Genomic DNA, 22547 nt, shown 5'->3' with positions numbered 1-22547 from the left:
CCCGAGGAGCCGCTGGCAGCGATTCTTGATGTGATTCGCCGCGGGGAGCGGTTTCTGGTGTGCTCGCATTCGCGTCCGGACGGGGATGCGGTGGGCTCGATGCTGACCATGGGAATGCTGCTGGAGCGGTTGGGCAAGCGCGCCGATCTGGTGGCTTCCGACCGTGTGCCGGGCATATATCGCAGCCTGCCGGGGGCGGAAGCGATCCGCTTTGCGATGCATGTGCACGGGCCGTATGACGCGGTGATTATGCTGGAGTGCGACGGGCTGGACCGGACCAAGCTGCGGGGGCTGGGATCCTTTTACATCGTGAATATCGACCACCACTCGACGGGCCGCAATTTCGGACACCTGAACTGGATTGACCGGGGCGCGGCGAGCGTGGGCGAGCTGGTGCACCGGCTGGTACAGGCGTCGGGCATGGCGCTGACCCGGGAGATGGCGACGTGCCTGTACGTGACGATTTTGACCGACACGGGCGGATTTTGTTATGGGGGGACGCGGGCTTCGACGTTTGCGCTGGCGGAGCGGCTGGTGGAGGCGGGGGCTGACCCGATCCGGATTGCGCAGGAGGTGTACTTCTCGACCGCGACCTCGAAGCTGTTGTTGCTGGGAGCGGCGCTGAGCAATCTCAAGCGCGAGGGCCGGCTGGCGTGGCTTTGGGTGACGCAGCAGGACATGCTGCGCACGTGCGCGGCCGAGGAAGACTGCGAAGGCATTGTGAACTATGCGGTGTCGATCAGCGGGGTGGAGGCGGCGGCGTTTTTGCGCGAGTTGCCGGAGGGGCGGATACGGGTAAGCCTGCGCAGCAAGGGGCGGGTGGACGTATCCAGCATTGCCGAGCGGCTGGGCGGAGGCGGGCATGAGAGTGCGGCGGGGGTGAGTCTGGATGGACCGCTGGCGCGGGCGCTGGAGGAGATTCTGGGAGAGCTCAGGCCGGGCGTTCGGCAGTTGGGACTGGATGGGTAGTCTCCTACCCTGGCAGAGCCAGGGATAGTGCACCCCCGGTCGGGAACGAATCTGTTAGCCTTTTGGCTGTCCGCGTGAGTTGGAGAATTTCAGTAAGTGGAGACATACCTGGAACCATCTGCCCCGGTATCGGCTGAACGTCTGCGCAAGCGGCTGCCCGGCTGGGCGACGATATGCGAAGCAGCGGTGTTTGCGCTGTTCGCCATTTTCTTTCTTACATATGGAGAGACTCCGGCGCTGGGCGGGGACGGGCTGGGGCTGGTGGGCGCCGATGAGCCGCGCTATGCGCAGATTGCGCACGAGATGCTGGGGCGCTTTGAGGAAGCGCATACGCTGAAAGGCAAGCTGACGGCGTGCGTGACGCCTTATCTATATGGGCGGCCGTGGCTGGAGAAGCCGGCGCTTTACTACTGGCGGGCGATGTTCGTGTTCCAGGAGTTTGGCGTACACGACTGGAGCGCGCGGCTGCCTTCAGCCAGCTTTGCGTTGATGATGGCGGCGCTGATCTACCTGCACATGAAGCGATTCCGACGAGGCGGGCACCTGGATGCGGCGCTGATCACGGTGGCGTGCGCGGCAATCATCGGGTTCTCGCGCGGCGCGTCGACGGACATGCAGATGGCGGCGCCGCTGTGTATTGGGCTGCTGGGCTGGTATGCGTGGTATGAGACCGACTCGAAGTTCTGGCTGTTCGATATTTACTTCTTTACCGGGGTAGCGACGCTGGCGAAGGGGCCGGTGGCGCCGTTTCTGGCGCTGGTGATTGTGTGCTCGTTTGCGGCGCTGCGCAAGGAGTGGTCGATTGTGTGGCGGTCGTTCTGGTGGCCGGGGGTTCTGCTTTATTTTGCCATCGTGCTGCCGTGGTTTATCGCGGTGCAGCACCAGAATCCGACATTCTTCCGGGAATTTTTCCTGCAGCATAATCTGGAGCGATTTGCCACGAACCGGTACCAGCATCAGCAGCCGGTGTACTACTACGTGATTGTGGTGCTGCTGGGGACGATGCCGTGGACGGTGTTGGCATTGCGCGCTCTGTGGGATGGAATTCAGACATCGGTGGCGGAGTGGCGGCTGCGGCACCAGGCGAATGCGAAGAAGAAGGTGAGCCGGCCGGGGGATGCGTTCCCGGAGTTTCTGGTGCTGTGGGCGATTATCCCCATCGTGTTTTTCTCGTTTTCGCAGTCGAAGCTGCCGGGATACATTCTGCCTTCCATTCCTCCGATCACGATTTTGATCGGCGACTACCTGTTCCGGAAGCGGCCCACGGGGTTGCACCGGCTGGAACTGGCGGGGCATGCGGCGCTGTGCGGGATCATGACGGCGTTCGCGCTGCTGCTGCCGTGGTTTGTGGAGCATGGGCCGGAGCTGCCGCCGGCGCGGCCGCTGGGGGTGGCGGTGGTGGCGGCAGCGGGCGCGGCGCTGCTTATCGTAATTGTGGTGCACGGCTACGGGGTGGCGCGGCTGCGGCTGGTGACGTCGCTGGTGCTGATGGTGCTGATGCTGTTTATCTACGGGGTGGGCCCGGTGTTCGGGATTCCCGCAATTGACGGCACCAAGCATGTGATCCGGGCGATGGACCGGTCGTATTCGGCGCGGCCGCTGGCGGACCGGCTGCAGAATTATGCGCCTCCGTCTGAGACGGTGGCGGTGTTCCGGGTAAGGCGAGACGTGGAGTACGGGCTGGCGTTTTACCGGAATCACGAGGTGGCCAACTACGAGGAAACGGGCGTTCCCGATGAGCAGCACCTGCTGGTGGCTCGGGTGACGGGGCGCAACGGGGTCGATCTGCACACGGCGGCGGCGCTGGAGGCGTATCTCGAGGGGCGTCATTATGAGGAGCTGTTCAGCTGGCCGGAGCAGGGGTTGGAAGTGTATCTGGTGGGAGCGCGGTAACCACCAGACCTGCGGTGGGGCCAACCGCCACCTGCGGTGGGGCCAACTGCGGCTTCGCCGCCTGCGGTGGGGTTGACTGCCACCTGCGGTGGGGCCAACCGCGGCTTCGCCGCCTGTGGTGGGGTTGACTGCGCGAGGTCTGGGTAAGGTGGGAAGGGGGTGGAGAAGCGGGTCCTTCGCCTGCGGCTCAGGATGACAAGTTATTGGGGTGCGGTCGTCTCAAGACGCGGCGAGGATGGGGCACGGGGCCTTGGGGGCGCCCGTGTTTCGGTAAGGCGCGGCAGGGCAGCGAGTTGCGGTCCTTGGCCAGTCGTGGCACAGTAACCGGAAGGCATTCGCGTTGTCGCCGGAGGGGTTGTAAAGCATGACATCGGGCGTATCGCTGGAAATACTCGACCTGCGGCACTTCAGCGGGACGCTGTTGCGTCCCCTGCTGGAGGCGGAGGGAGAGATGTGGCGGGCGCGCCTGCACTGGGATTACGGGACATCGGCACGGCTCCTGCTGCAGTATCTGGATGGGCACATGCTGCCGGGTTACGCGGCGCTGGAGAACGGGACCGTGACGGGGTACGCGTTCTGCGTGTACGAAGAGACCAAGGCCGTGATTGGGGACGTGTTTGCGATGCCGGGGGATGACGGCAAGTCCTCGCTGGCGGTGGAGCACAGACTGCTGACGCATCTGTTCGAGACGCTGCAGCACTCGCCGCAGGTGGAGCGGATCGAGTCGCAGTTGCTGCTGCATCCTTCGGGGGAGCATACGCCGGTTTTCCGGGACGCGGGATTTGAGCTTTACCGTCGGCTGTTCATGGTGCAGGAATTGCGGGCGGACCACAATGCTCCTCAGCCCGAGGTGGCGCGGGAGCTGGAGTTGCGGCCGTGGCGCGATGACGACCTGAACGTGGCGGGGCGGTTGATTTCAGAGGCGTACGGGGGACATCCGGACAGCCTGATCAACGATCAATACCGGTCGGCGCACGGATCGATGCGGTTCCTGCATAACATCGTGCGCTATTCGGGGTGCGGGGTGTTTGCGCCGCATGTTTCGTATGCGGTGTGCGACCGGGCGAGCCGGGAGATGGTGGGGCTGATTCTGGGATCGCGGGTGAGCGCGCAGAGCGGGCATATCACGCAGCTTTGCATCAAGCCGCAGTACCGTCGGCGGGGGCTGGCAAGGACGCTGCTGTCGATGGCGGCGGCGGGGTTCTGGCGGCAGGGGATGAGCGAGGTTTCGCTGACGGTGACAGAGGCGAACGAGAAGGCTATCGAGCTGTATAAGGCGGAGGGGTATGTTTGCCGGCATACGTTCGATGCGGCGGTGTGGGAGAAGATTGGGGTGGCGTCGCGCGCTGTGTGAAAGCGGGTCTTTCGCCTGCGGCTCAGGATGACAAAGTTTGTGGGGGTGATGCGGGCGAAGTTTACGCCTAAGCGTAGTGGCTGATGCCTAATCCCATGCCTGATGCCTGCTTCCCGGCCCTTTTCATTTCGCAATCAAAAACATGAGCCAGCTCAGGACGATGGCGGCGCCGGCGAACAGGGCGAAGCAGTAGGCGCCGTAGCGCACCATTTTCCGGGGGGTGTCGCGCATGGTGATGCCGAAGACGATGGATGCGAAGAGAGCAAACAGCAGCACCGCGCTGAAATGGGAGGGATGCATTAGAGCGGCTTCCTCCCGGTGCGCAGGTTATGGGCATCCACGGCGGCGATGACGTTGAGCAGGCCGGCGACGACGATGAAGCGCGTGCCGTAATCGCCGGTGGTGACCTGAACCTGGTCGGCTCCGGCGTTCAATGCGCGGCTCACGATATAGACGAGGCCGTTGCCGAGGTCGCCGACGAGGGTGAGGGTCTCGAGGATGTCGTGGGCGTTGGAGTAAAGCTTGCCTTGCATGGCGAGGCCAAGGATGAACATGCCGAGAATGGAAAGGGCGAGGAGGGCGCCGCGTCCCCACTTGCGCAGCAGGAAGTGTCCAGCGCCGGGGATGAGCCATCCGGCGATGAGGGGCAGGTAGACGAAGCCGCCTTGTGCAGGTGCGGCACGGCCGGCCGCGGCGATTCTGTTGGGTGGTGTGGACATTCCTTTTTGACTATAACGTACGCGGGGGTGCGGAGGTTCCCGGAGGGGGGTGTCAGGGACAGGGGGACAAAGGGAAAAAGGGGAAAAGGGAAAGAGGCAAAAAGGGACAAGGGAAAAAGGGAGAAAGGGACAAAGGGGCGGGGGGACAGGGAATAGGTGATCAGGGTTAAGTATCGGGCGTCAGGCATAGGCATTAGGGGAGCTAGGTTGAAGCGGGTCCTTCGCCTGCGGCTCAGGATGACAAGTTGGTGGGGTGGGAAACGTCGAGGGCAAGGTGAGTGGGAAAGCTCGAGGACAAGGTGGTGGCGGGAAACCTCGAGTCCTCGAACCTGGGCTCTAGCACCTAGCCCCCTGCCTTTACATTTCTTCACAAAGGGGGGGGTGCAAAGAATGCGTCATTTGGCGGGAGCGGAGCGTCTCTTGAAAGTGGGAATTTCCCTTGCTGAGTCGCGCGGTGCTTTTCGGGTGCGACTTCGACTACCATAATAGATTCACTCGGTTGAGAAGACCTTGGCGGGTTTGCCAGGGGGTCAGAGTGCTAATGCCGGGCCGGCCGTGCGGGATGGTGAGACGGCGCTGTGCATCCCTGTCCCGGCCGGCCCGGCTCTGGAGCGAGAACCAGCCCTATGATGTGGATTGTCCGGCTCGCACTGCGACGGCCCTACACCTTTGTCGTCTTTGCGCTTTTAATTTTGATTGTCGGCGTGTTCAGCATCGAGACGATGCCGACGGATATTTTTCCGAACATCGATATCCCCATCATCACGGTGGTTTGGAATTTCAGCGGGCTGTCTGCCGAGCAGATGGCGAACCGCATCGTCTCGAGCAGCGAACGCGGCATGACGACGACGGTGAACGACATCGAGCACATCGAGTCGAATTCGCTGAACGGCGTGGCAGTGATCAAGGTGTTTTTTCAGCCGCATGTGAACATTGCCAACGCCGTGGCGCAGGTTACGTCAATCAACCAGGTGATGGTGCGGCAGTTGCCGCCGGGTACGTTTCCGCCGTTCATCATCCAGTACAACGCGTCGAGCGTGCCGGTGATGCAACTGGGGCTCTCTGGCGAAGGGCTGGATGAGCAGCAACTGTTCGACCTGGGCCAGAACACGATCCGTACGCAGTTGGCCACGGTGGAGGGCGCGCAGACGCCGTATCCGTATGGCGGCAAGCAGCGCCAGATCCAGGTGGACCTGGACCTGCATGCGCTGCAGGCGAAAGGGCTGTCGCCTTCCGATGTGGTGAATGCGATCAACGCGCAGAACGTGATTGCGCCGTCGGGCACGATGAAGATCGACCGCTTTGAATATGCGATCGAGACCAACTCCGCGCCTGAGATTGTTGCGCACCTGAACGATCTGCCGATCAAGACGGCGAACGGGGCGATCCTCTATATCCGGGATGTGGCGCATGTGCGCGACGGCAGCCCGCCGCAGACGAATATTGTGCGCGTGGACGGGCACCGGGCAATCCTGATGAACATCATGAAGATCGGCTCGGCTTCGACGCTCGACATCATCGACGGCGTGCAGTCGAGGATTGAGGGGCTGAGGGGCAAGCTGCCGCCGCAGATGAAGATTTCCGCGCTGAGCGATCAGTCGATCTTTGTGCGCGGGGCGATCAAGGGCGTGGTGCGCGAGGCCATTATCGCCGCCGTGCTGACGGGCCTGATGATCCTGGTGTTTCTGGGGAGCTGGCGCTCGACGCTGATCATCGCGGTGTCGATCCCGCTGTCGATTCTCTGCTCGCTGGCGTGCCTTGCGGCGCTGGGCGAGACGATCAACATTATGACGCTGGGCGGGCTGGCGCTGGCGGTGGGCATCCTCGTCGACGACGCGACGGTGGAGATCGAGAACATCAATCGCAATCTGGAATCGGGCAAGGAGATCGAGCAGGCGATTCTGGATGGCGCGGCGCAGATCGCGACGCCGGCGCTGGTATCGACGCTGGCGATCTGCATTGTGTTTGTGCCGATGTTTTTTCTGAGCGGTGTATCGAAGTACCTGTTTGTGCCCATGGCCGAAGCGGTGGTATTTGCGATGCTGGCCAGCTATCTGCTGTCGCGAACGGTGGTGCCGACGATGGCGCGGTATCTGCTGCACGAGCACGATGATGCGGAGGCCCAGCGGAAGCAGGCCAGCCGCAATCCGTTCACGCGTTTTCAACTGGGATTTGAAGACAGGTTTGAGAAGATCCGCGTGGGCTATCTGCGATTTCTCACGCTGGCGGTGAATCACGCGGCCATTTTTCTTGTGCTTTTTATCATTTTTGCCGTGGCCTCCGTGGGGATTCTGACGCCGTCGCTGGGCCAGGATTTCTTTCCTTCGGTGGATGCGGGGAGTTTCAAGATTCACGTGCGGGCGCGGACGGGAACGCGCATTGAAGAGACGGCGGCGCTGTGCGATCACATTGACGGAACCATTCGGCAGAACATTCCGGCGGACGAGATTGTCAATATTGTGGACAATATCGGGCTGCCGTATTCGGGGCTGAATCTTTCGTATTCGACGTCAGCGCCGGTGGGCCCGGCGGATGCGGATATCCAGGTGCAACTGACGGACAAACATCATCCCACGGAGGAGTATGTCGATCATCTGCGGACGCTGCTGGCGCGGCAGTATCCCGGAGTGACGTTCTACGTGCTGCCGGTGGATATTGTCACGCAGATTTTGAACTTCGGGCTGGCGGCACCGATTGATATTCAGATTATCGGGCCGCGGCTGTGGGAGAACCGGGCGCTGGCGGAGCGGATGCTGGACGAGATCCGATATAAGCCGGGCGTGGCGGATGCACGCATTCAGCAGCCATTCGATTATCCGAAGATGACGGTGAACGTGGACCGCACGCGTGCGCAAGCTGTGGGGCTGACGCAGCGTGATGTGGCGCAGAGCATTTTGATTTCGCTGAGCGGCAGTTTTCAGACGGCGCCGAATTTTTATCTCGACCCGCGGAACGGGGTGAGCTACAACATCGCCACGCAGAGCCCGCAGTACGAGTTGGACAGCATGGCGAAGCTGCAGAGCCTGCCGATTTCAGGCAATGCGACGGCGATGAGCAGTTCGGCGGTTGTGACTTCCGGCGGCAGCGTGACGAATGGCGGGTCGACGTTGCCCGCGGGTACTGCGCGGCCGGTGCAGGTGCTGGGCAATCTGGCGGCGATTGAGCCGGGCAGCGAGATTGGCGAAGTGAGCCACTACGATATTCAGCCGGTGATCGATGTTTTCGCCAATGTGCGCGGGACGGATCTGGGCACGGTGACGCGGTCGCTGCAGAAGATTGTGGACGCGCACAAGAAGGAGCTGCCGCGGGGATCGCAGTTCATCGTGCGCGGGCAGAGCGAGACGATGTACAAGTCGTACATCGGTTTGCTGGGTGGACTGGCGATGTCGATATTGCTGGTGTACCTGCTGATCGTGGTGAATTTTCAGTCGTGGCTGGATCCGTTTCTGATTATTTCGGCGCTGCCCGCGGCGCTGGCGGGGATTGTGTGGTTCCTGTTTTTGACGGAGACGCGGCTGAGCGTACCGGCGCTGACGGGCGCGATTATGTGCATGGGCGTGGCGACGGCGAACTCGATTCTGGTGGTGAGCTTTGCCCGCGAGCAGCTTGAGGCGTTGGTGGGCGATGCGCGCAAGGCTGCGCTGAATGCGGGGTTTGTGCGCTTCAGACCGGTGTTGATGACGGCTCTGGCAATGATTATCGGCATGGTGCCGATGGCGCTGGGGCTGGGCGAGGGCGGCGAGCAGAACGCACCACTGGGACGCGCGGTGATTGGCGGGCTGATGCTGGCCACGGTGGCCACGCTGTTTTTTGTGCCTGTTTTCTTTGCGGTTGTACACGGATGGCTGGAGCGCCGCAAGACGCGCGCGGTGACGGCGACGGGGACGACACTTGACGAGTTTGACCAGTAATTGGGAGTAGCGGTTTTATGACGAACGAATCGGATAAGAGAGCGCGCATCGACGAGCGGCAGCGGGCCGGTGATGAGGCTCGGCACGAGGCTGGACATGAGGCTGGACATGAGGCTGGACATGAGTCGGCGCCGGATCATCCACCTGCGTCGCGGCGTGGCACGTCCGTGGCGCTGGTGATTGTGGGTGTGGCGGTGATCGCGCTGGCGGTTTTCGGAATGTGGAAGCGGCATAACAACAACGAGGTGCTGGCGCGCACGACGACGGAGAATGCGGCGCCCTCGGTGATTGCTCTGACGCCCAAGCCGGGGACGGAGGCAAACAGCATTGTGCTGCCCGGAAACGTGACGGCGTATACGGATGCGCCGCTGTACGCGCGGACGAGCGGGTACCTGGTGCATTGGTATTACGACATTGGCGCGCGGGTGAAGAAGGGCGCGCTGCTGGCGGAGATTGCGACGCCGGAACTGGATCAGCAGGTGGCGCAGGCGGAGGCCGATCTGACGACGGCGGAGACGAATGCCGGCAATGCGAAGGCACAGGCACAGCGCTATCAAGGGCTGGTTACGTCAGATGCCGTGTCGAAGCAGGAGACGGAGACGCTGGTGACGCAGGCGGCGTCGACGTCGTCCGGGGTGAAGTCGGCACAGGCGAATGTGGCGCGGCTGAAGCAATTGCAGTCGTTTGAGAAGGTGTATGCGCCGTTTGACGGAGTGGTGACGGCGCGCGGCGTGGATACGGGGCAGTTGATTACGGAGGGCTCGGCGAACGAGCTGTTTCATCTGCAGGCGCTGCAGACGCTGAGGGTCTACGCGAATGTTCCGGAGGTCTACACGGCGGCGGTGAAGCGCGGGGAGAAGATTGCGCTCACGTTTCCGCAGCATCCGGGGAAGACGTTTGAGGGCACGCTGGTGCGGACCGCGGACGCAATTGATCCGGCGAGCCGCACGCTGCTGGTGGAGGTGGACGTGGATAACCGCAAGGGCGAGCTGATGCCGGGTTCGCTGGCGCAGGTACAGTTCAAGGCGGCCGCGGCAGCACAGACGTTTATTGTGCCGGCGTCCGCGTTGATCTTTCGGCGCGAGGGGATGCGGATTGGCATGGTGGTGAGCCGCGATGGCGCGGATGTGGCGCACCTGGTGCCGATCACGATTGGCCAGGACGATGGAGCGACGGTGCAGGTGGTGTCGGGGTTGAGCGGGAACGATCGCGTGATTCAGGATCCGCCGGACTCGCTGATTGAGGGCCAGAAGGTGTTTGTGGAGCAGCCGAAGAACGGCGGAGGCAAGTAGGGATGTGGTCGCCTGCAAGTGGGGAGCAGCAGATTGCCTGCGGGAATGACAGAGAAGAAGAGCAAAAGCGGGTCCTGACCCTTGGTTGCACTCAGGGCGAGGATCACAAGGTTGTGGGTATGTGGAGTGAGGCAAAAGCGGGTCCTTCGCCTGCGGCTCAGGATGACAAAGATAAACCTATGTTGAGATTTGCAGTGGCGATGGGGTGCCTGGGCGCGGTTGCACTGCTTGCCGGGTGTAAGCCGGTGGGGCCCGACTACAACAAACCGGTTTATACAGCGCCGCCGGCGTATAAGGAGACGGGCGCGCCTTCAGTGACGGCACCGCCGAATCCGGTGAATGGCGGGTGGAAGCCTGCTTCGCCTTCGGACGGAATGCTGAAGGGCAAGTGGTGGGAGGTCTATAGCGATCCCGCACTCAACGCGCTGGAAGAACGGATTGCGACGAATAACCAGCAGCTCAAGCAGGCGACGGAGAATTATCTTGCGGTGCGCGATCAGATTGCGGTGGTGCGGGCGGACTTGTTTCCCAAGCTGTCATTGACGCCGAGCGCGACGCACTACAAGCAGTCAACGCACCGGGTCAACGTGCTTAGCAGTACGAATGCCGAGTACAACGATCTGATCATGGGCGGGCAGGGTAGCTGGGAACCGGACTTCTGGGGCAAGATCCGTCGCAGCGTGGAAGCCGCGAGCGCGAACGCGCAGGCCAGCGGCGCGGATCTGGCCAACGTGGATTTGCTGCTGCATGCGGAACTGGCGGCGGATTATTTTCAGTTGCGGGGGCTGGACTCGCAGACGCAGTTGTTGAAGAAGACGGTCGCGGATCTGGAGCATCAGCTCGATCTGACGCAGCGGCGTTTGCAGGGTGGCGTGGCCACGGATGTAGATGTGGCGCAGGCAGAAACGCAGCTGGAAACGGTGCGCGCGCAACTGGTGGATGTGGGCGTGGCGCGGGCGCAGTTTGAGCACGCGATCGGCACGCTGGCGGAGTACAACCTGCCGGAGTTCAGTGTTCCGTTTTCGCCGCTGGAGGATAAGCTGCCGGAGGTACCTGTGGGCGTGCCGTCGCAGCTTCTGGAGCGGCGGCCGGACATTGCTTCCGCGGAGAGGCAGGCTGCGGCGGCGAATGCGCGCATCGGGGTGGCGATTGCGGCGTATTATCCAACCATCGATCTGATGGGCACAGGCGGGTTTGAGAGCACGCATGGCGGTAGCTGGATCCAGGGGCCAAGCGCGCTCTGGTCGCTGGGGGCTCAGGCTACGCAGTTGCTGTTCGACGCGGGACAGCGGCACGCGATGACGGATCAGGCACGGCATCAGTACGAGGCGCAGGCGGCGGCGTATAAGAACACCATCTTCCAGGCATTTCAGGAAGTGGAGGATAATCTCTCTACGCTGCGGATTCTGAATGACGAAACGGCCGTGGAACAGCGCGCAGTGGCCGCGGCGCAGCGCTCGTACGATATTTCAAATCAGCGTTACAAGGCGGGAGCTACGGGTTATCTGGAAGTGCTGACGGCGGAGACGGCGCTGTTGAGCAATCAGAGGACGTTAACGGATTTGGAGACGCGGCAGTTTTCGGCGAGTGTGCAACTGGTTCGGGCCCTGGGTGGGGGATGGGATGCTTCGTTGCTTCCCAGGTAGCGAGCAAACAGCGGGTCCTTCGCGGTAGCTCAGCGACGGTCTGGATCGTCAAGGGGCGGGTTGATGGGAAAGCGGAAAACGGGAGTGCCGTTTCCCGCTTTCCCACAACCACAGCCACGGCCACGGCTACGGCTATCCAGCCCAGGTCTGCAGCGCACATCCAGCCCAGGTCTGCAGCCCGGGTCTTCAGCGCACATCCAGCCCAGGTCTTCAAAACCAGGAGACCTGGGGCACCCGTTCGACTGTGTTGGGATGGGGCTAGCGGGTTGTGCCGCGCACGGTGTCGTGGCGTTGTTGGGAGAAGGCGGCGGAGGGGACGTCGGTGAGGGGGAGGCTGGGGCCTTCCCACAGGAGCCGCGGCGGGCCGTCGCTTTGCTGGTGGAGCTGTTCGACGTGGAGGGTGTGCTTGCCGGCGTGGAGGCCGAGGGCGCCGCGATCGTAGCGGACGGCGTTGCCGGGTGAGCCGCAGACCTGCGGGAAGGGTGGACCGGTTCTGGCGATTTCTACGCCATCGATGACGACGCGCGCGCCATCGCGATCCATGAGGTGAAAGGTGTAGCCGCCGTCGGCGGGGATGTCGATGAAGCCGTCCCAGACGGCAGCGTAGCGAGTGTAGCCTTGGGCGTTGGCGTTGAGGTTGGGAGCGGAGCCCTCGAGCACAGGCTGCTGGTGTGTGAAGTCAGGCAGCTCAGCCCACGTGTCGGGATAGATGTGAAAGGCCAGGCCGGGTGTGGTGTCGCCGGCAGGATTGGCGGGCTCGAACCAGCGTGCGACGACGACGACGCCCTGCGAGGCCCAGTCCTCTTTCTTCTCCTTGTCGACGGCGCGGAGCATGACGCGGAAGCGGCCAGCACCGTTGCGGGCGTCGAGGTCCGTTCCATCGGCGTCAGTGAAGGTGTGATGGACGACGCGGCCTTCCGCGGTTGAGCCGTCGCCGAAGCGCCAGGTGTATTTGGCATGCGGGGTGGGCCTGGCGGTGAAGGTGACCTTTGTGTCTTTGGCGATCACGGGCGGGGCGATGGAGAACGATGCTTCGGCGCCGCTGTCGGCCTTGAAGGCGACGGGCTGCGGAGTGTCGGCAGCGAGTGGAACGTCGGCGTTGGTGGCGGCGATTTTCTGGCCGTATTTCACATTGTCAAAGACGGTGCCGGTGATGTTGCCGCGCAGGTTTGATCCAACGAGGGGCGGCTGATCGAGCGCCCAGATGTTTTTGAAGGTGAAGTTGCGCAGGGAGGGCGCCTGCTGCTCCATCTGCGCGAGGGAATACCAGTTATCGAGCCAGAGATTTTCGAAGCGGAAGTTGTTGTGATCGCCGCGCGAGCCGTTGGCTCCCCAGAAGCCGATGAGGCCAAAGGTTTGGCCGCAGGCGCCGATGCCGGCGTGGAGGATGTCGGAGTTGCGGAGGGTGAAGTTCCAGGAGTTGAAGATTTTTTTGGGCCAGCCGGCGCGCACGATGTTGGAGATGGAGGTGGAGAGCTGGCTGTCTTCGATGGTGATGTCGTGGACCACTTTGCCGGGGCGGACCATGTCGGCGTCGGTATAGCCATCCCAGTTGCCCATGAGGGCGATGTCATCGTCACTGGCTCGGAAGAAGGAGTTGCGGACGAGGCCGTTGGAGGAGCCGATCCAGTCCATGCCGTCCTGGTTGGCGTTGCCGGGGTTGCCGCCGATGACGCGGAGGTCGTCGAAGAGCAGGCCGTCGGAGTCCTTCATCTGGATGGACCAGGTGCGGGAGCGCACGATGCAGGTGAGGCCGTGGACCTCGATGTCGCGGCCTTCGTCGACAACGATGCAGTGCCAGTCGCGTTTGTGCATCCAGCCTTCGTCGGTGGTGGGGTCCTGCGGACCGTCGTAGATGAAGGTGCCGCGGCCGTAGATTCTGACGTGATCGACCTGCCAGAGATTCACGCCGCCGTAGAAGTAAGAGCCGGGCGCGAGATAGATGGTTTGGCCGGTGGTGGCGGTGATGCCTTCGCGGTAGATGCCGGGGCCGTAGATCTTCACGTTGGGATCGGGCCGGGGGGCGGGGGGCGGCGGGGTTGCGGCGAAAAGGAAGAGCATTTTCGCCTGATTGAGGAAGTCGCGGGGGCGGGAAATGGAGAGCTTGGCGGGGTGGTCGAGGCGGAAGCGGATGGTCTGGTGATCGCGAGTGGCGCGGAGGCCAAGGCGCCAGGGCTCAATGTCGACGCCGCGATCCCAGAAGCCGGGCTCGGCCGCGGTGATCTCGATGTCGGCGGGGCCGTGGTCGAAGTCGAAGGTGGCGTAATCGTAGTTGGCGGCGGCGTGGGCCACGTCGATGGGAGCGCCGTTGATCTTGACGGTGTAGGCGGTGGAGCGGAGTTCAGGGGGGACAGGGGCGGAGGCTACGCGGGTGTGCGTGGCTGCGTGGGTCAAGGCAGGTAGAGCAAGCAAGAAAATCAGTGCGAGACGCAAACGTGGGACTCCGAAGGTTCACTCTAGCATTTCACAGTTCGCGGGTGGGTGAGGGGGGTCCTTCGTCGCTCGGGCTCCTCAGGATGACAAGGTTTGTGGTGGGGGGAAGCGGACCTAGAAGCGGGTCCTTCGCTGCGCTCAGGATGACAAGGTGTTGGAGGGATTTGAGGTGTATCAGGAGGCGCTCAGGTCTTCCCATGTTGGGTTGGTGTTTTCGATGAGGGTGATTTTTCTGGAACGCAGCCAGCCTTTGAGTTGCTTCTCGCGCGCGATTGCTTTGTCTACGTGCTCGAAGCGTTCGAACCAGACGAGGCGGTCGCAGTTATTCGTTGAGGTGAAGCCAGGGAAGGTTTTGTTTTTGTGCTGCGCGATGCGCTTGAGAAGGCTGTTTGTCATGCCGATGTAGATGGTGCGGCTTTTGCTCGTAACGATGTACGTGAAGTAGTTGTGATCGCGCACATGAGAAAGGTAATTCGGGTGTTCTGGTGCGTTGTGTGATGGGGGATACAGGAGTCGGTGAAGCGGGTTCTTCGTCGCTACGCTCCTCAGGATGACAATGTTGTGGCTGGGGGGATGACGCGGACCGAAAAGCGGGTCCTTCGTCGCTCTGGCTCCTTAGGATGACAAGGTTTGTGGTGGGGGGATGACGCAAAGCGGAAAGCGGGTCCTTCGCTGCGCTCAGGATGACAAGGTCATTGGGTGGGGTTAGATGCCTTCGCCCATGGAGACGAATTCGGCGAGGCGGACTTCGTTGCGGTAGGCGGTACGCTCGGCTTCTTCTTCGGCGAAGGGTTCGGGCTGGCGGTGGGCGCCGCCGAGACGCTGCTCCAGTTCTTCTACGCGCGCGGAGAGAGCGATCAGGACGTCGGAGAGCGGATCCTTGATCTCGTGCGGGTCTGTGATGAGGACGCGCTGGCCGTTCTTGTAGACGATGTGGGCGGGGACGCCGACGACAGTGGAGTCTGGTGGGACGTCATTGAGGACGACGGAGCCGGCGCCGACGCGGGAGTTGCGGCCGATGTTGATGTTGCCGAGCACGTTGGCGTTGTTGCCGATGAAGACGTTGTCGCAGATGGTGGGGTGGCGTTTGCCATGCTGTTTGCCGGTGCCGCCGAGGGTGACGCCCTGGTAGATGGTGACGTCGTTGCCGACGATGGCGGTTTCTCCGATGACCACGCCGGTGGCGTGATCGATGAAGAGGCGGCGACCGAGTTGCGCGCCGGGGTGGATATCGACCCCGGTGTAGAAGCGGGCGACCTGCGACAGGATGCGGGCGGGGAGCCGCAGCCTGGCGTGCCAGAGGCGGTGAGAGGCGCGATGAATCCAGACGGCCCACAGGCCGGGGTAGCAGGTGAGGACTTCGAGGCGCGAGCGCGCGGCGGGATCGCGCTCCATGACGGAGCGGATATCTTCACCGATGCGCTCGAACAGGCTCATGGTCGGCTCGGCCTTTCCCCGTCCCTGACATGAGGCTGGGTCAAGGACGGGATTCTCGATGGCGGGCGGGTTGGTCACGGCTTAGAGGGTCACCGGTTGTGTGGGCAGAGCCAGCGCTTCCTGACGCAGCGAGTCAAAGAGGACGCTGGAGAGGTAACGCTCACCGAAGCTGGGGAGGATGACGACGATCAGCTTTCCGGCATTCTCAGGGCGCGCGGCGACTTTGAGTGCGGCCTGCACGGCGGCGCCGGAGGAGATGCCCATGAAGAGGCCTTCTTCAAGCGGCAGGCGGCGCGCCATGGCGATGGATTCCTCATTGGTGACCTGGACCACTTCATCAATGAGGGAGGTGTCGAGGATGGTGGGAATGAAGCCCGCGCCGATCCCCTGAATCTTGTGGGGGCCGGGCTTGCCGCCGGAGAGGACGGCGCTGTCAGTGGGCTCGACCGCGATGGCCTTGAACTCCGGCTTGCGCTCCTTGATGTATTTGCCGGCGCCGGTGATGGTGCCGCCGGTGCCCACGCCGGAGATAAGGATGTCGATTTTGCCGTCGGTGTCTTCCCAGAGCTCGGGTCCGGTGGTGGCGTAGTGGATGGCGGGGTTGGCGGGGTTGTCGAACTGGCCGAGGATGTGGCCGTTGGGGGTTTGCGCCAGGATCTCATTGGCTTTGGCGATGGCGCCCTTCATGCCGTTGGGGCCGGGGGTGAGGACGATTTCCGCGCCGAGGGCTTTGAGGAGGACGCGGCGCTCCGTGCTCATGGTCTCAGGCATGGTCAGGATGATTTTGTAGCCCTTGACGGCGGCGACGAAGGCGAGGGCGATGCCGGTGTTGCCGCTGGTGGGCTCGATGAGCACGGTCTCGCCGGGCTTGATCTTGCCGTCTTTTTCAGCGGCGTTGACCATGGCGTATCCGATGCGGTCTTTGACGCTGGCGAGGGGATTGCGGCTTTCAAGCTTGGCAACGACGGTGGCCGGCAGCCCGGCAGCGACACGATTCAAGCGAACGAGGGGAGTTTTTCCAATGAGTTCAGTTACGTCTGCGGCGATACGCGCCATGATGCTCTCCTAATGCCGGGCGGGTCCCGACGTGCTGGAAGGTTCTGAAAGGTGGTGGAGCTGTCAGGCGGGAAGTCTACGCGCGCGAGCAGGCACGCGCCGGCATCGGAGCTCTCACCAGGGCGGTGTTAGCGACATCGATGCATGGCAATAGCGTAGACCCCGGGGGTGGACGGGTGCAAGTACCACCTGCCACCTGCGGTGGGGCTGACCGCGGCTTCGCCGCCATTGCTGGCTGGGAGAGGGATGCGGCTGTACTCCTCGCGACGGAAAAAAGTCGCTCGGGGGGGTGGGCGGGGAGAGTTGGATTGAAGCGGGTCCTTCGCTGCGCTCAGGATGACAAGGTTGTGGGAATGCGGAGGTTGGGGAGATGACACGTTTGTGGAGATGACGAGTTTGTGAAGAGTTGGGGATCAGCCGGTGTTGCGGAGGCCGGCGGCGATTCCGCTGATGGTGGCGGCGATGGCGCGGTTCACTTCAGGGGTGTCTTCGCCGGCGCGCTTGCGGCGGAGCATGTCGATCTGGATGAGGTGCATGGGATCGACGTAGGGGTTGCGCAGACGGATGGAACGGGCGAGGACCTGGTTGTCTTCGAGGAGCTCGGATTGATTGGTGATCGCGAGGAGCACGCGCACGCTGCGATGAAACTCGGCTTCAAGCATGTTGTAGACGCGATCGCGCAATTCGGGATCTTCGACGAGGGATGAATAGAGGCGGGCAGTCGCGAGGTCGGCTTTGCCAAGGGCCATTTCAACGTTGCGCAGCAGATCGATGAAGAGGGGGAACTCGCAGGCCATGGCCTGCATAAGGGCGAGCGAGCCGGGACGCTCCAGGTAAAGGCTGAGGGCATGGCCGACGCCGAACCAGGCAGGGACAAGGAGGCGCGACTGGGTCCATCCGAAGACCCAGGGGATGGCGCGGAGGTCGCCGATGTTGCGGGTGGCTTTGCGACGGGCGGGGCGGGAGCCGATCTTGGCCTGCTCCAGTTCGCCGACGGGGGTGGACTGCTCGAAGTACGTAATGACGTCTTTGTTTTCGAGGATGTGCTGGCGGTAGTGGGCAAAGGAGATATCAGAGAGCTCATTGAGGGCGGCTTCCCAGTCGGGCCTGAGCACGCCGGTGAAGTGGCCGCGGGGATCGCGCGCGTTGGGGCGGGCGAGGGCGTCAAGGGAGGCGGCGATCATGAGCTCGAGGTTACGCTCGGCGAGCACTTCGTCCGCGTATTTGAAGTTGAGGACTTCACCCTGTTCGGTGATGCGGAGCTGTCCTTCGAAGGAGTCCATGGGCTGCGCGAAGATGGCGCGATGGGTGGGGCCGCCGCCGCGGCCGACGGTGCCGCCGCGGCCATGGAAGAGGCGCAGCTTGACGCCGCACTCGCGGGCCACGACGTGCAGATCGCGATGGGCGCGGAAGATCTCCCAGGTGCTGGTGAGCATGCCGCCGTCTTTGTTGGAGTCAGAGTAGCCGAGCATGACTTCCTGCCAGTTGTCCCAGGACTTGAGTAGCTGGCGATAGTCGTCGCGGCTCCAGAGCTCGCGGCAGACGGCGGGGGCATTGCGCAGGTCTTCAATGCTTTCGAACAGGGGAACGGGCATGAGGCCGGGATCGCGGCCGTGGCCTTCGACTTTGACTCCTCCGAGGCGAGCGAGGCGGACGACGGCGAGCACATCGTCAACAGTGGCGGCGCCGCTGATGACGTAATGGCGGATGACTTCAGGGGTGCAGCCGTTTTTGGCCTCGGCGACGACGCGGAGGGTTTCGAGGACTTTCGAGGTTTCCTCAGACAAGCTGCCCGGCAGGGTGGGAGCGGCGGAGTCGGCGACCGCCTCTTTGAGGGCCTGGGCATGGAGGCGCGCGTGCTGCCGGATGTCGAGGGTGTGGAGGTGCAGGCCGAAGGTGCGGACCTGGAGGAGCAGCGGGTCGACGAGGGTGCGGGCGATGCGGAGACCTTCGTTTTCAGCGAGCGATTTGCGCAGGAGTTCGAGGTCGCCGGTGAAGTCCTGGACCGAGCAATAGGGGGGCAGGGCCTGGGCCAGCTCGTCATGGCCCTGGGCTACGACATGCCGCACCACGGCGATGGCCTGGCCCGCGGCGCTGATGAAGCGCGAGGCATCCATGGTGCGCTGCACGCGCGCCTTCACGCACATCACGAAGCGGCGGTAGTACTCGTATTGGTAGTGCTCGCCGAAGACCTGCGTCTCCGGCGTGTGGAGGTGCGAGAGGTAAGCCTGGAGCTGCGAGCGGAGGTCTTGATTGACGGCGCGCTGCTGGGCGCTGGTGGTGAGCAGGTCAATGACGTCGTCGAGCTTGCGCTCATAGAACAGCAGCAGGTGCCCGCGCGCGAGCTGGAGGGCATCGCGTGTGACTTCCGGCGTGACATAGGGGTTGCCGTCGCGGTCGCCGCCGATCCAGGAACCGAAGCGGAGGACCTGGGGCAGGTCGTGAACTTCAATCTCCAGGTCGTAAGCGGAACGCAGGGCCTGGGCAATCTCTTCATAGAGGCCGTAGAGGGTCTCGAAGATGGAGACATCGTAGTAGTCGAGGCCCATCTTGATCTCGTCATAGACGGAGGGGCGGCGGGAGCGAACCTCGTCGGTCTGCCAGAGGCTGGTGATTTCGGCGCGGATGAGCTCTTCAAGGCGCGCCATATCCTGACGGGGAACGGGAATGCGGTCAAGCTGGGCGAGGAACTCGCCGATGCGGCGGCGCTTGAACATGACGGAGCGCCGGGCAACCTCAGTGGGGTGAGCGGTGAAGACGGGCACGATGAGGACACGGTGCAGCCACTGCATGGCTTCGTCAGCAGTGATGCCGACACGCTTCATGGCGCACAGTGTGCCGGCCAGGGAGCCGCGCTGTTGTCCGGCCGCGCCGCTCAACTGCAGGGCAAGGCGACGCCGCTTGCGGTGGTTGGTCTCAGCCAGATTGATCAGTTCGAAGTAGAAGGCGAAGGCGCGGGTAAGCAGGACGGCGCGTTCCACGGGAAGGGAATGGACCAATTCGAGGGCTGTGGCGCCGTGGCGCGCAGCCTCTTCTTCACTGCCGCGGGCTTCCGCATCGCGGCGGCGGATGGTTCCCTGGCGCAGAGCTTCGACGTGAGCGAAGAGGTCTTCGCCGGCCTGCTCGCGCAGCACCTCGCCCAGGAGAGTACCCAGCGAACGCACGTCGCGACGCAGCGGAGCCTCTTTCAATTCACCGGATTGAGCTTCGATCTCTGCCAGTCTCTGCGACCAGCTTTCAGGGTTCCACAAGAGCGCCATGGTGATTTGATTATCACCGATTGGCAAGGGCGGCTATCACTGCGGGCCTGAACCGAACGCACCGGCAACGACGGACGGGGGCAGCGGGGATGCCGCTGTGGGACGTGGAGATTTATGACGGCAACTATCTTTCCGAGCTCTCCATGGCAGGAGTGGAGAGATCCTTAAAAGTCGGTATGGCGCCCCCAGCCTGGAGCACGAACATCAGAGGAGCGCGGTGTTGCTCGATCCAGAAATTTGCCTGTTCAGTGGCTTCTGACTGTTGCTTCTCTGAGACGCTGGGCGCGACGGCTTCAAGTTTTGGAGATACGGCCTCCTGTGCTGGGCTGCCTCCCTCCAGCATGGCGACTTTGTAGAAGTAGAAAGCGCGGGCGAAGTCTTTCGCGGCGTGGTAGCCGCTGGAGGAGATGTCGCCCAAAGCCATGGCTGCGAGCCAGTCTCCTGCATTGGACGCATCTTCAAGGAGCTTGATGGCTTCAGCGGGAGAGCGGGTGAGTTGCGGAGCATTCAGGAGCATGATGCCGAGTGCATATTTTGCGCGCACATATCCTCTGTCGGACGAGCGGCGCAGCAAGTCAGCAACTTCCCGGTTGTCGTGCGTCTGGGTATCGTATTTCTGGTAGAAGGTAGCCAGCTCATAGGCTGCGACGGGATCGTGCAGCCTGACTCCCTGCTGGAAGCATTTCCTGGCGGCCTGGAGGTTGGGTGGTCCGCCTTTGCCGGTGAACTCCAACACGCCGAGATAGGTTGCCGCAACGCCTTCACCATGGTCGGCGGCCTGTTGGAACAGTTCCCTGGCGCGGGCGATGTCCTTTGGTACGCCTCTGCCGTAGAGGTACATCACTCCGAGGTTCACGCGCGCGGTGGGCAAACCGGAGGATGCGGCGAGTTGATACCAGTGAGCGGCGCGGATCTGATCGCGCGGAACCCCGAGGCCTGCGCTGTAGAGATAGCCGATCTGATGTTCTGCCGCCGGATCTCCATTCCTGGCGGCCTTTTCATACCAGTAAGCCGCCAGGGAGGGATTGCGTTGGACGCCCTGGCCCTTCATGTAGGCTTCAGCGAGTTCGATCTGCTCGTGAGTGAAGCCTTTGTCCGCGCGCTTTTGCAGTTGGGCGAGCCTTCCGGCGACGACCGCAGAGGTCTGGGCAAAGCAGGAGGGTTGAGACAGGCAGAGACACAATCCGAGCAGAAGTGGAATTCGATGAGAGAGACAAGTGGAGTACACATCGCCTCCTGTTTAGGTCAGGCGTTATCTGTAGTGGTCGATCCTTACGTTTGCACCGGATCGTGCGTTGTGCACTTAGTAAAAGTGACAGCTTTGCCGCGGGGGATGTTAGCGACGTGGGCGTTCGCAGTGGGGATGAATTGAAGGGAAAGAACAAGAGCGCGCGAAGATGCCTCAAGACTTACTCCGCGCCGGCCTAAGTGCGACGCAAGAATGAATGTGCTCAGCGGAACGTGGCATAAATCAATTGACACTCACCGGGTGCGGCCGCTCTGCGCGGTTCCCGACGATGTTGGCCGCAGGTCAAAGTCACTCACTCTGTTCAACAAACTTTATTGAGCGAGTTAATCTTTTCAGGTGTTTTTGTGCGGCATGCAGGTGTAGGATGGTCCGACACAGAGAAGAACAAGGGCCATATAGCCGCAAAACGAGGTCTATCTGAGAGGCAGGGCGAGGATCATCCTTGATGGAATGAGGTGAAAGTCGCCGGACGCGTGGAGTGGCAAGAGCCCCAGATGCTTAGCTTGTCTGCCCTTGCAGGAGCAGATTTCCCCGCGTATCCGACTGTTCATTTTGCCAGTGACGTGATGTGTCACTGCTTATAGAGATTGACTAGAAACGCCCTTGGGAATTGATTGCCCGCGGTCTAGCCAATTTCGGGAGGAACGTATGAGCGCACGTGTTACTGTAATCATCGCAGACGATCACATTCTTGTGGCACAGGCCTGCAAGAAGCTTCTAGAGCGTGAATTCAATGTCGTAGCGATAGTTGGGGACGGCAGAATGCTTGTCCGCAAAGCTATTGAGTTGAAGCCCGATGTGATCGTCGTCGACATCCACATGCCGATGCTGAACGGGTTGGATGCCGGGCAGCAAATCTGCAAGGCGGTTCCGACGACAAAGCTGCTGTACGTAACGATGGATCCAGACCCGGATCTTGCAGCGGAGGCACTACGGCGCGGGGCGGCGGGATATTTGCTGAAGAGTTGCGCGGCGACGGAGATTATCACGGCGCTTAACTCCGCGATGCAGGGCGAGTGTTTCGTTTCACCCGCGATCATCAGGGAGGCGATTGCTTCAGTGCAGCAAGAGCCCGCGATGGCACCGGGGACTGAGCTATTGACGGAACGCCAGCGGGAGGTGCTTCAGCTACTGGCTGAGGGCAGGCCGATGAAGCAGGTGGCCGACATTCTGAACCTCACGACCCGCACGGTGGCGTTTCACAAATACCGGATCATGGAAGCGCTTAACCTGGGACGGGATGCGGGGATCGTTCAATATGCGTTGAAGAACCACATCCTCAGCGCTTGAGTCCCAGGCGGTTAAAAGCAAAAGCCCGCAGACGCAAT

General features: G+C 62.3%; 15 protein-coding genes. 7 read left to right on the top strand and 8 right to left on the bottom strand.

Translation table 11 applies throughout. The features are described from left to right. From VGL22_RS14145 to VGL22_RS14135, 3 genes are all read left to right on the top strand, one after another. Positions 1 to 969, top strand: a 969-nt coding sequence (locus tag VGL22_RS14145; RefSeq protein WP_465267581.1) for a DHH family phosphoesterase, incomplete at its 5' end; no start/stop codon positions are given. A 96-nt stretch (positions 970 to 1065) separates the two neighbouring features. Next, on the top strand, positions 1066 to 2862 hold the full coding sequence (locus tag VGL22_RS14140) for an ArnT family glycosyltransferase (protein ID WP_465267580.1): 1797 nt from the start codon (positions 1066 to 1068) through the stop codon (positions 2860 to 2862). Between the two features lie 364 nt (positions 2863 to 3226). Beyond that, the gene (locus VGL22_RS14135; protein WP_465267579.1) at positions 3227 to 4216 is read left to right on the top strand and encodes a GNAT family N-acetyltransferase; all 990 of its coding nucleotides are present in this window, start codon (positions 3227 to 3229) and stop codon (positions 4214 to 4216) included. Positions 4217 to 4339: 123 nt separating this feature from the next. On the opposite strand, the gene VGL22_RS14130 is transcribed toward VGL22_RS14135, so the two are convergent. Both VGL22_RS14130 and VGL22_RS14125 read right to left on the bottom strand, forming a co-directional pair. Then, the gene (locus tag VGL22_RS14130; protein ID WP_465267578.1) at positions 4340 to 4516 is read right to left on the bottom strand and encodes a hypothetical protein; all 177 of its coding nucleotides are present in this window, start codon (positions 4514 to 4516) and stop codon (positions 4340 to 4342) included. Further along, complete coding sequence (locus VGL22_RS14125; RefSeq protein WP_465267577.1) at positions 4516 to 4935, bottom strand: DUF6677 family protein; 420 nt, start codon at positions 4933 to 4935, stop codon at positions 4516 to 4518. Before VGL22_RS14125 ends, VGL22_RS14130 begins: the two co-directional genes overlap by 1 nt. Before the next feature lie 629 nt (positions 4936 to 5564). Between VGL22_RS14125 and VGL22_RS14120 the strand changes: the two genes are divergently transcribed. From VGL22_RS14120 to VGL22_RS14110, 3 genes are all read left to right on the top strand, one after another. Next, entirely contained in the window at positions 5565 to 8846 is a 3282-nt protein-coding gene (locus VGL22_RS14120; protein ID WP_465267582.1) for an efflux RND transporter permease subunit, read from the top strand. Between the two features lie 17 nt (positions 8847 to 8863). Beyond that, a complete protein-coding gene (locus tag VGL22_RS14115; RefSeq protein ID WP_465267576.1) occupies positions 8864 to 10138 on the top strand; it encodes an efflux RND transporter periplasmic adaptor subunit in 1275 nt (424 codons plus the stop codon). Between the two features lie 179 nt (positions 10139 to 10317). Further along, positions 10318 to 11784 (top strand): efflux transporter outer membrane subunit, encoded by a 1467-nt coding sequence (locus tag VGL22_RS14110; RefSeq protein WP_465267575.1) that lies wholly within the window; start codon positions 10318 to 10320, stop codon positions 11782 to 11784. 258 nt (positions 11785 to 12042) lie between these two features. Here VGL22_RS14110 and VGL22_RS14105 read toward each other — a convergent pair whose 3' ends face one another. From VGL22_RS14105 to VGL22_RS14080, 6 genes are all read right to left on the bottom strand, one after another. Next, positions 12043 to 14217, bottom strand: a complete 2175-nt coding sequence (locus tag VGL22_RS14105; protein WP_465267574.1) for a PA14 domain-containing protein — start codon at positions 14215 to 14217, stop codon at positions 12043 to 12045. Positions 14218 to 14391: 174 nt separating this feature from the next. After that, on the bottom strand, positions 14392 to 14676 hold the full coding sequence (locus tag VGL22_RS14100; RefSeq protein WP_465267573.1) for a GIY-YIG nuclease family protein: 285 nt from the start codon (positions 14674 to 14676) through the stop codon (positions 14392 to 14394). A gap of 246 nt (positions 14677 to 14922) precedes the next feature. After that, entirely contained in the window at positions 14923 to 15654 is a 732-nt protein-coding gene (gene cysE, locus VGL22_RS14095; RefSeq protein ID WP_465267572.1) for a serine O-acetyltransferase, read from the bottom strand. Positions 15655 to 15735: 81 nt separating this feature from the next. Further along, positions 15736 to 16710: a cysteine synthase A gene (gene cysK, locus VGL22_RS14090; protein WP_465267571.1), complete on the bottom strand. Its 975-nt coding sequence runs from the start codon at positions 16708 to 16710 to the stop codon at positions 15736 to 15738. Positions 16711 to 17123: 413 nt separating this feature from the next. Continuing rightward, entirely contained in the window at positions 17124 to 19970 is a 2847-nt protein-coding gene (locus tag VGL22_RS14085) for a phosphoenolpyruvate carboxylase (RefSeq protein ID WP_465267570.1), read from the bottom strand. 124 nt (positions 19971 to 20094) lie between these two features. Further along, positions 20095 to 21198: a tetratricopeptide repeat protein gene (locus VGL22_RS14080; RefSeq protein WP_465267569.1), complete on the bottom strand. Its 1104-nt coding sequence runs from the start codon at positions 21196 to 21198 to the stop codon at positions 20095 to 20097. Between the two features lie 669 nt (positions 21199 to 21867). Between VGL22_RS14080 and VGL22_RS14075 the strand changes: the two genes are divergently transcribed. After that, on the top strand, positions 21868 to 22509 hold the full coding sequence (locus VGL22_RS14075; protein WP_465267568.1) for a response regulator transcription factor: 642 nt from the start codon (positions 21868 to 21870) through the stop codon (positions 22507 to 22509). Positions 22510 to 22547 lie beyond the last annotated feature (38 nt).

Source organism: Occallatibacter sp., assembly GCF_036502485.1.
Taxonomy (GTDB): Bacteria; Acidobacteriota; Terriglobia; order Terriglobales; family Acidobacteriaceae; genus Telmatobacter.
This window is presented reverse-complemented; position numbering and strand designations above follow the sequence as displayed.

What these genes read in the sequence shown, in the direction of transcription:
- VGL22_RS14135 (WP_465267579.1), top strand. Translation starts at nt 3,227, where the DNA reads ATGACATCGGGCGTATCGCTGGAAATACTCGACCTGCGGCACTTCAGC.
- VGL22_RS14130 (WP_465267578.1), bottom strand. Translation starts at nt 4,516, where the DNA reads ATGCATCCCTCCCATTTCAGCGCGGTGCTGCTGTTTGCTCTCTTCGCA.
- VGL22_RS14125 (WP_465267577.1), bottom strand. Translation starts at nt 4,935, where the DNA reads ATGTCCACACCACCCAACAGAATCGCCGCGGCCGGCCGTGCCGCACCT.
- VGL22_RS14120 (WP_465267582.1), top strand. Translation starts at nt 5,565, where the DNA reads ATGTGGATTGTCCGGCTCGCACTGCGACGGCCCTACACCTTTGTCGTC.
- VGL22_RS14115 (WP_465267576.1), top strand. Translation starts at nt 8,864, where the DNA reads ATGACGAACGAATCGGATAAGAGAGCGCGCATCGACGAGCGGCAGCGG.
- VGL22_RS14110 (WP_465267575.1), top strand. Translation starts at nt 10,318, where the DNA reads ATGTTGAGATTTGCAGTGGCGATGGGGTGCCTGGGCGCGGTTGCACTG.
- cysE (WP_465267572.1), bottom strand. Translation starts at nt 15,654, where the DNA reads ATGAGCCTGTTCGAGCGCATCGGTGAAGATATCCGCTCCGTCATGGAG.
- cysK (WP_465267571.1), bottom strand. Translation starts at nt 16,710, where the DNA reads ATGGCGCGTATCGCCGCAGACGTAACTGAACTCATTGGAAAAACTCCC.
- VGL22_RS14085 (WP_465267570.1), bottom strand. Translation starts at nt 19,970, where the DNA reads ATGGCGCTCTTGTGGAACCCTGAAAGCTGGTCGCAGAGACTGGCAGAG.
- VGL22_RS14075 (WP_465267568.1), top strand. Translation starts at nt 21,868, where the DNA reads ATGAGCGCACGTGTTACTGTAATCATCGCAGACGATCACATTCTTGTG.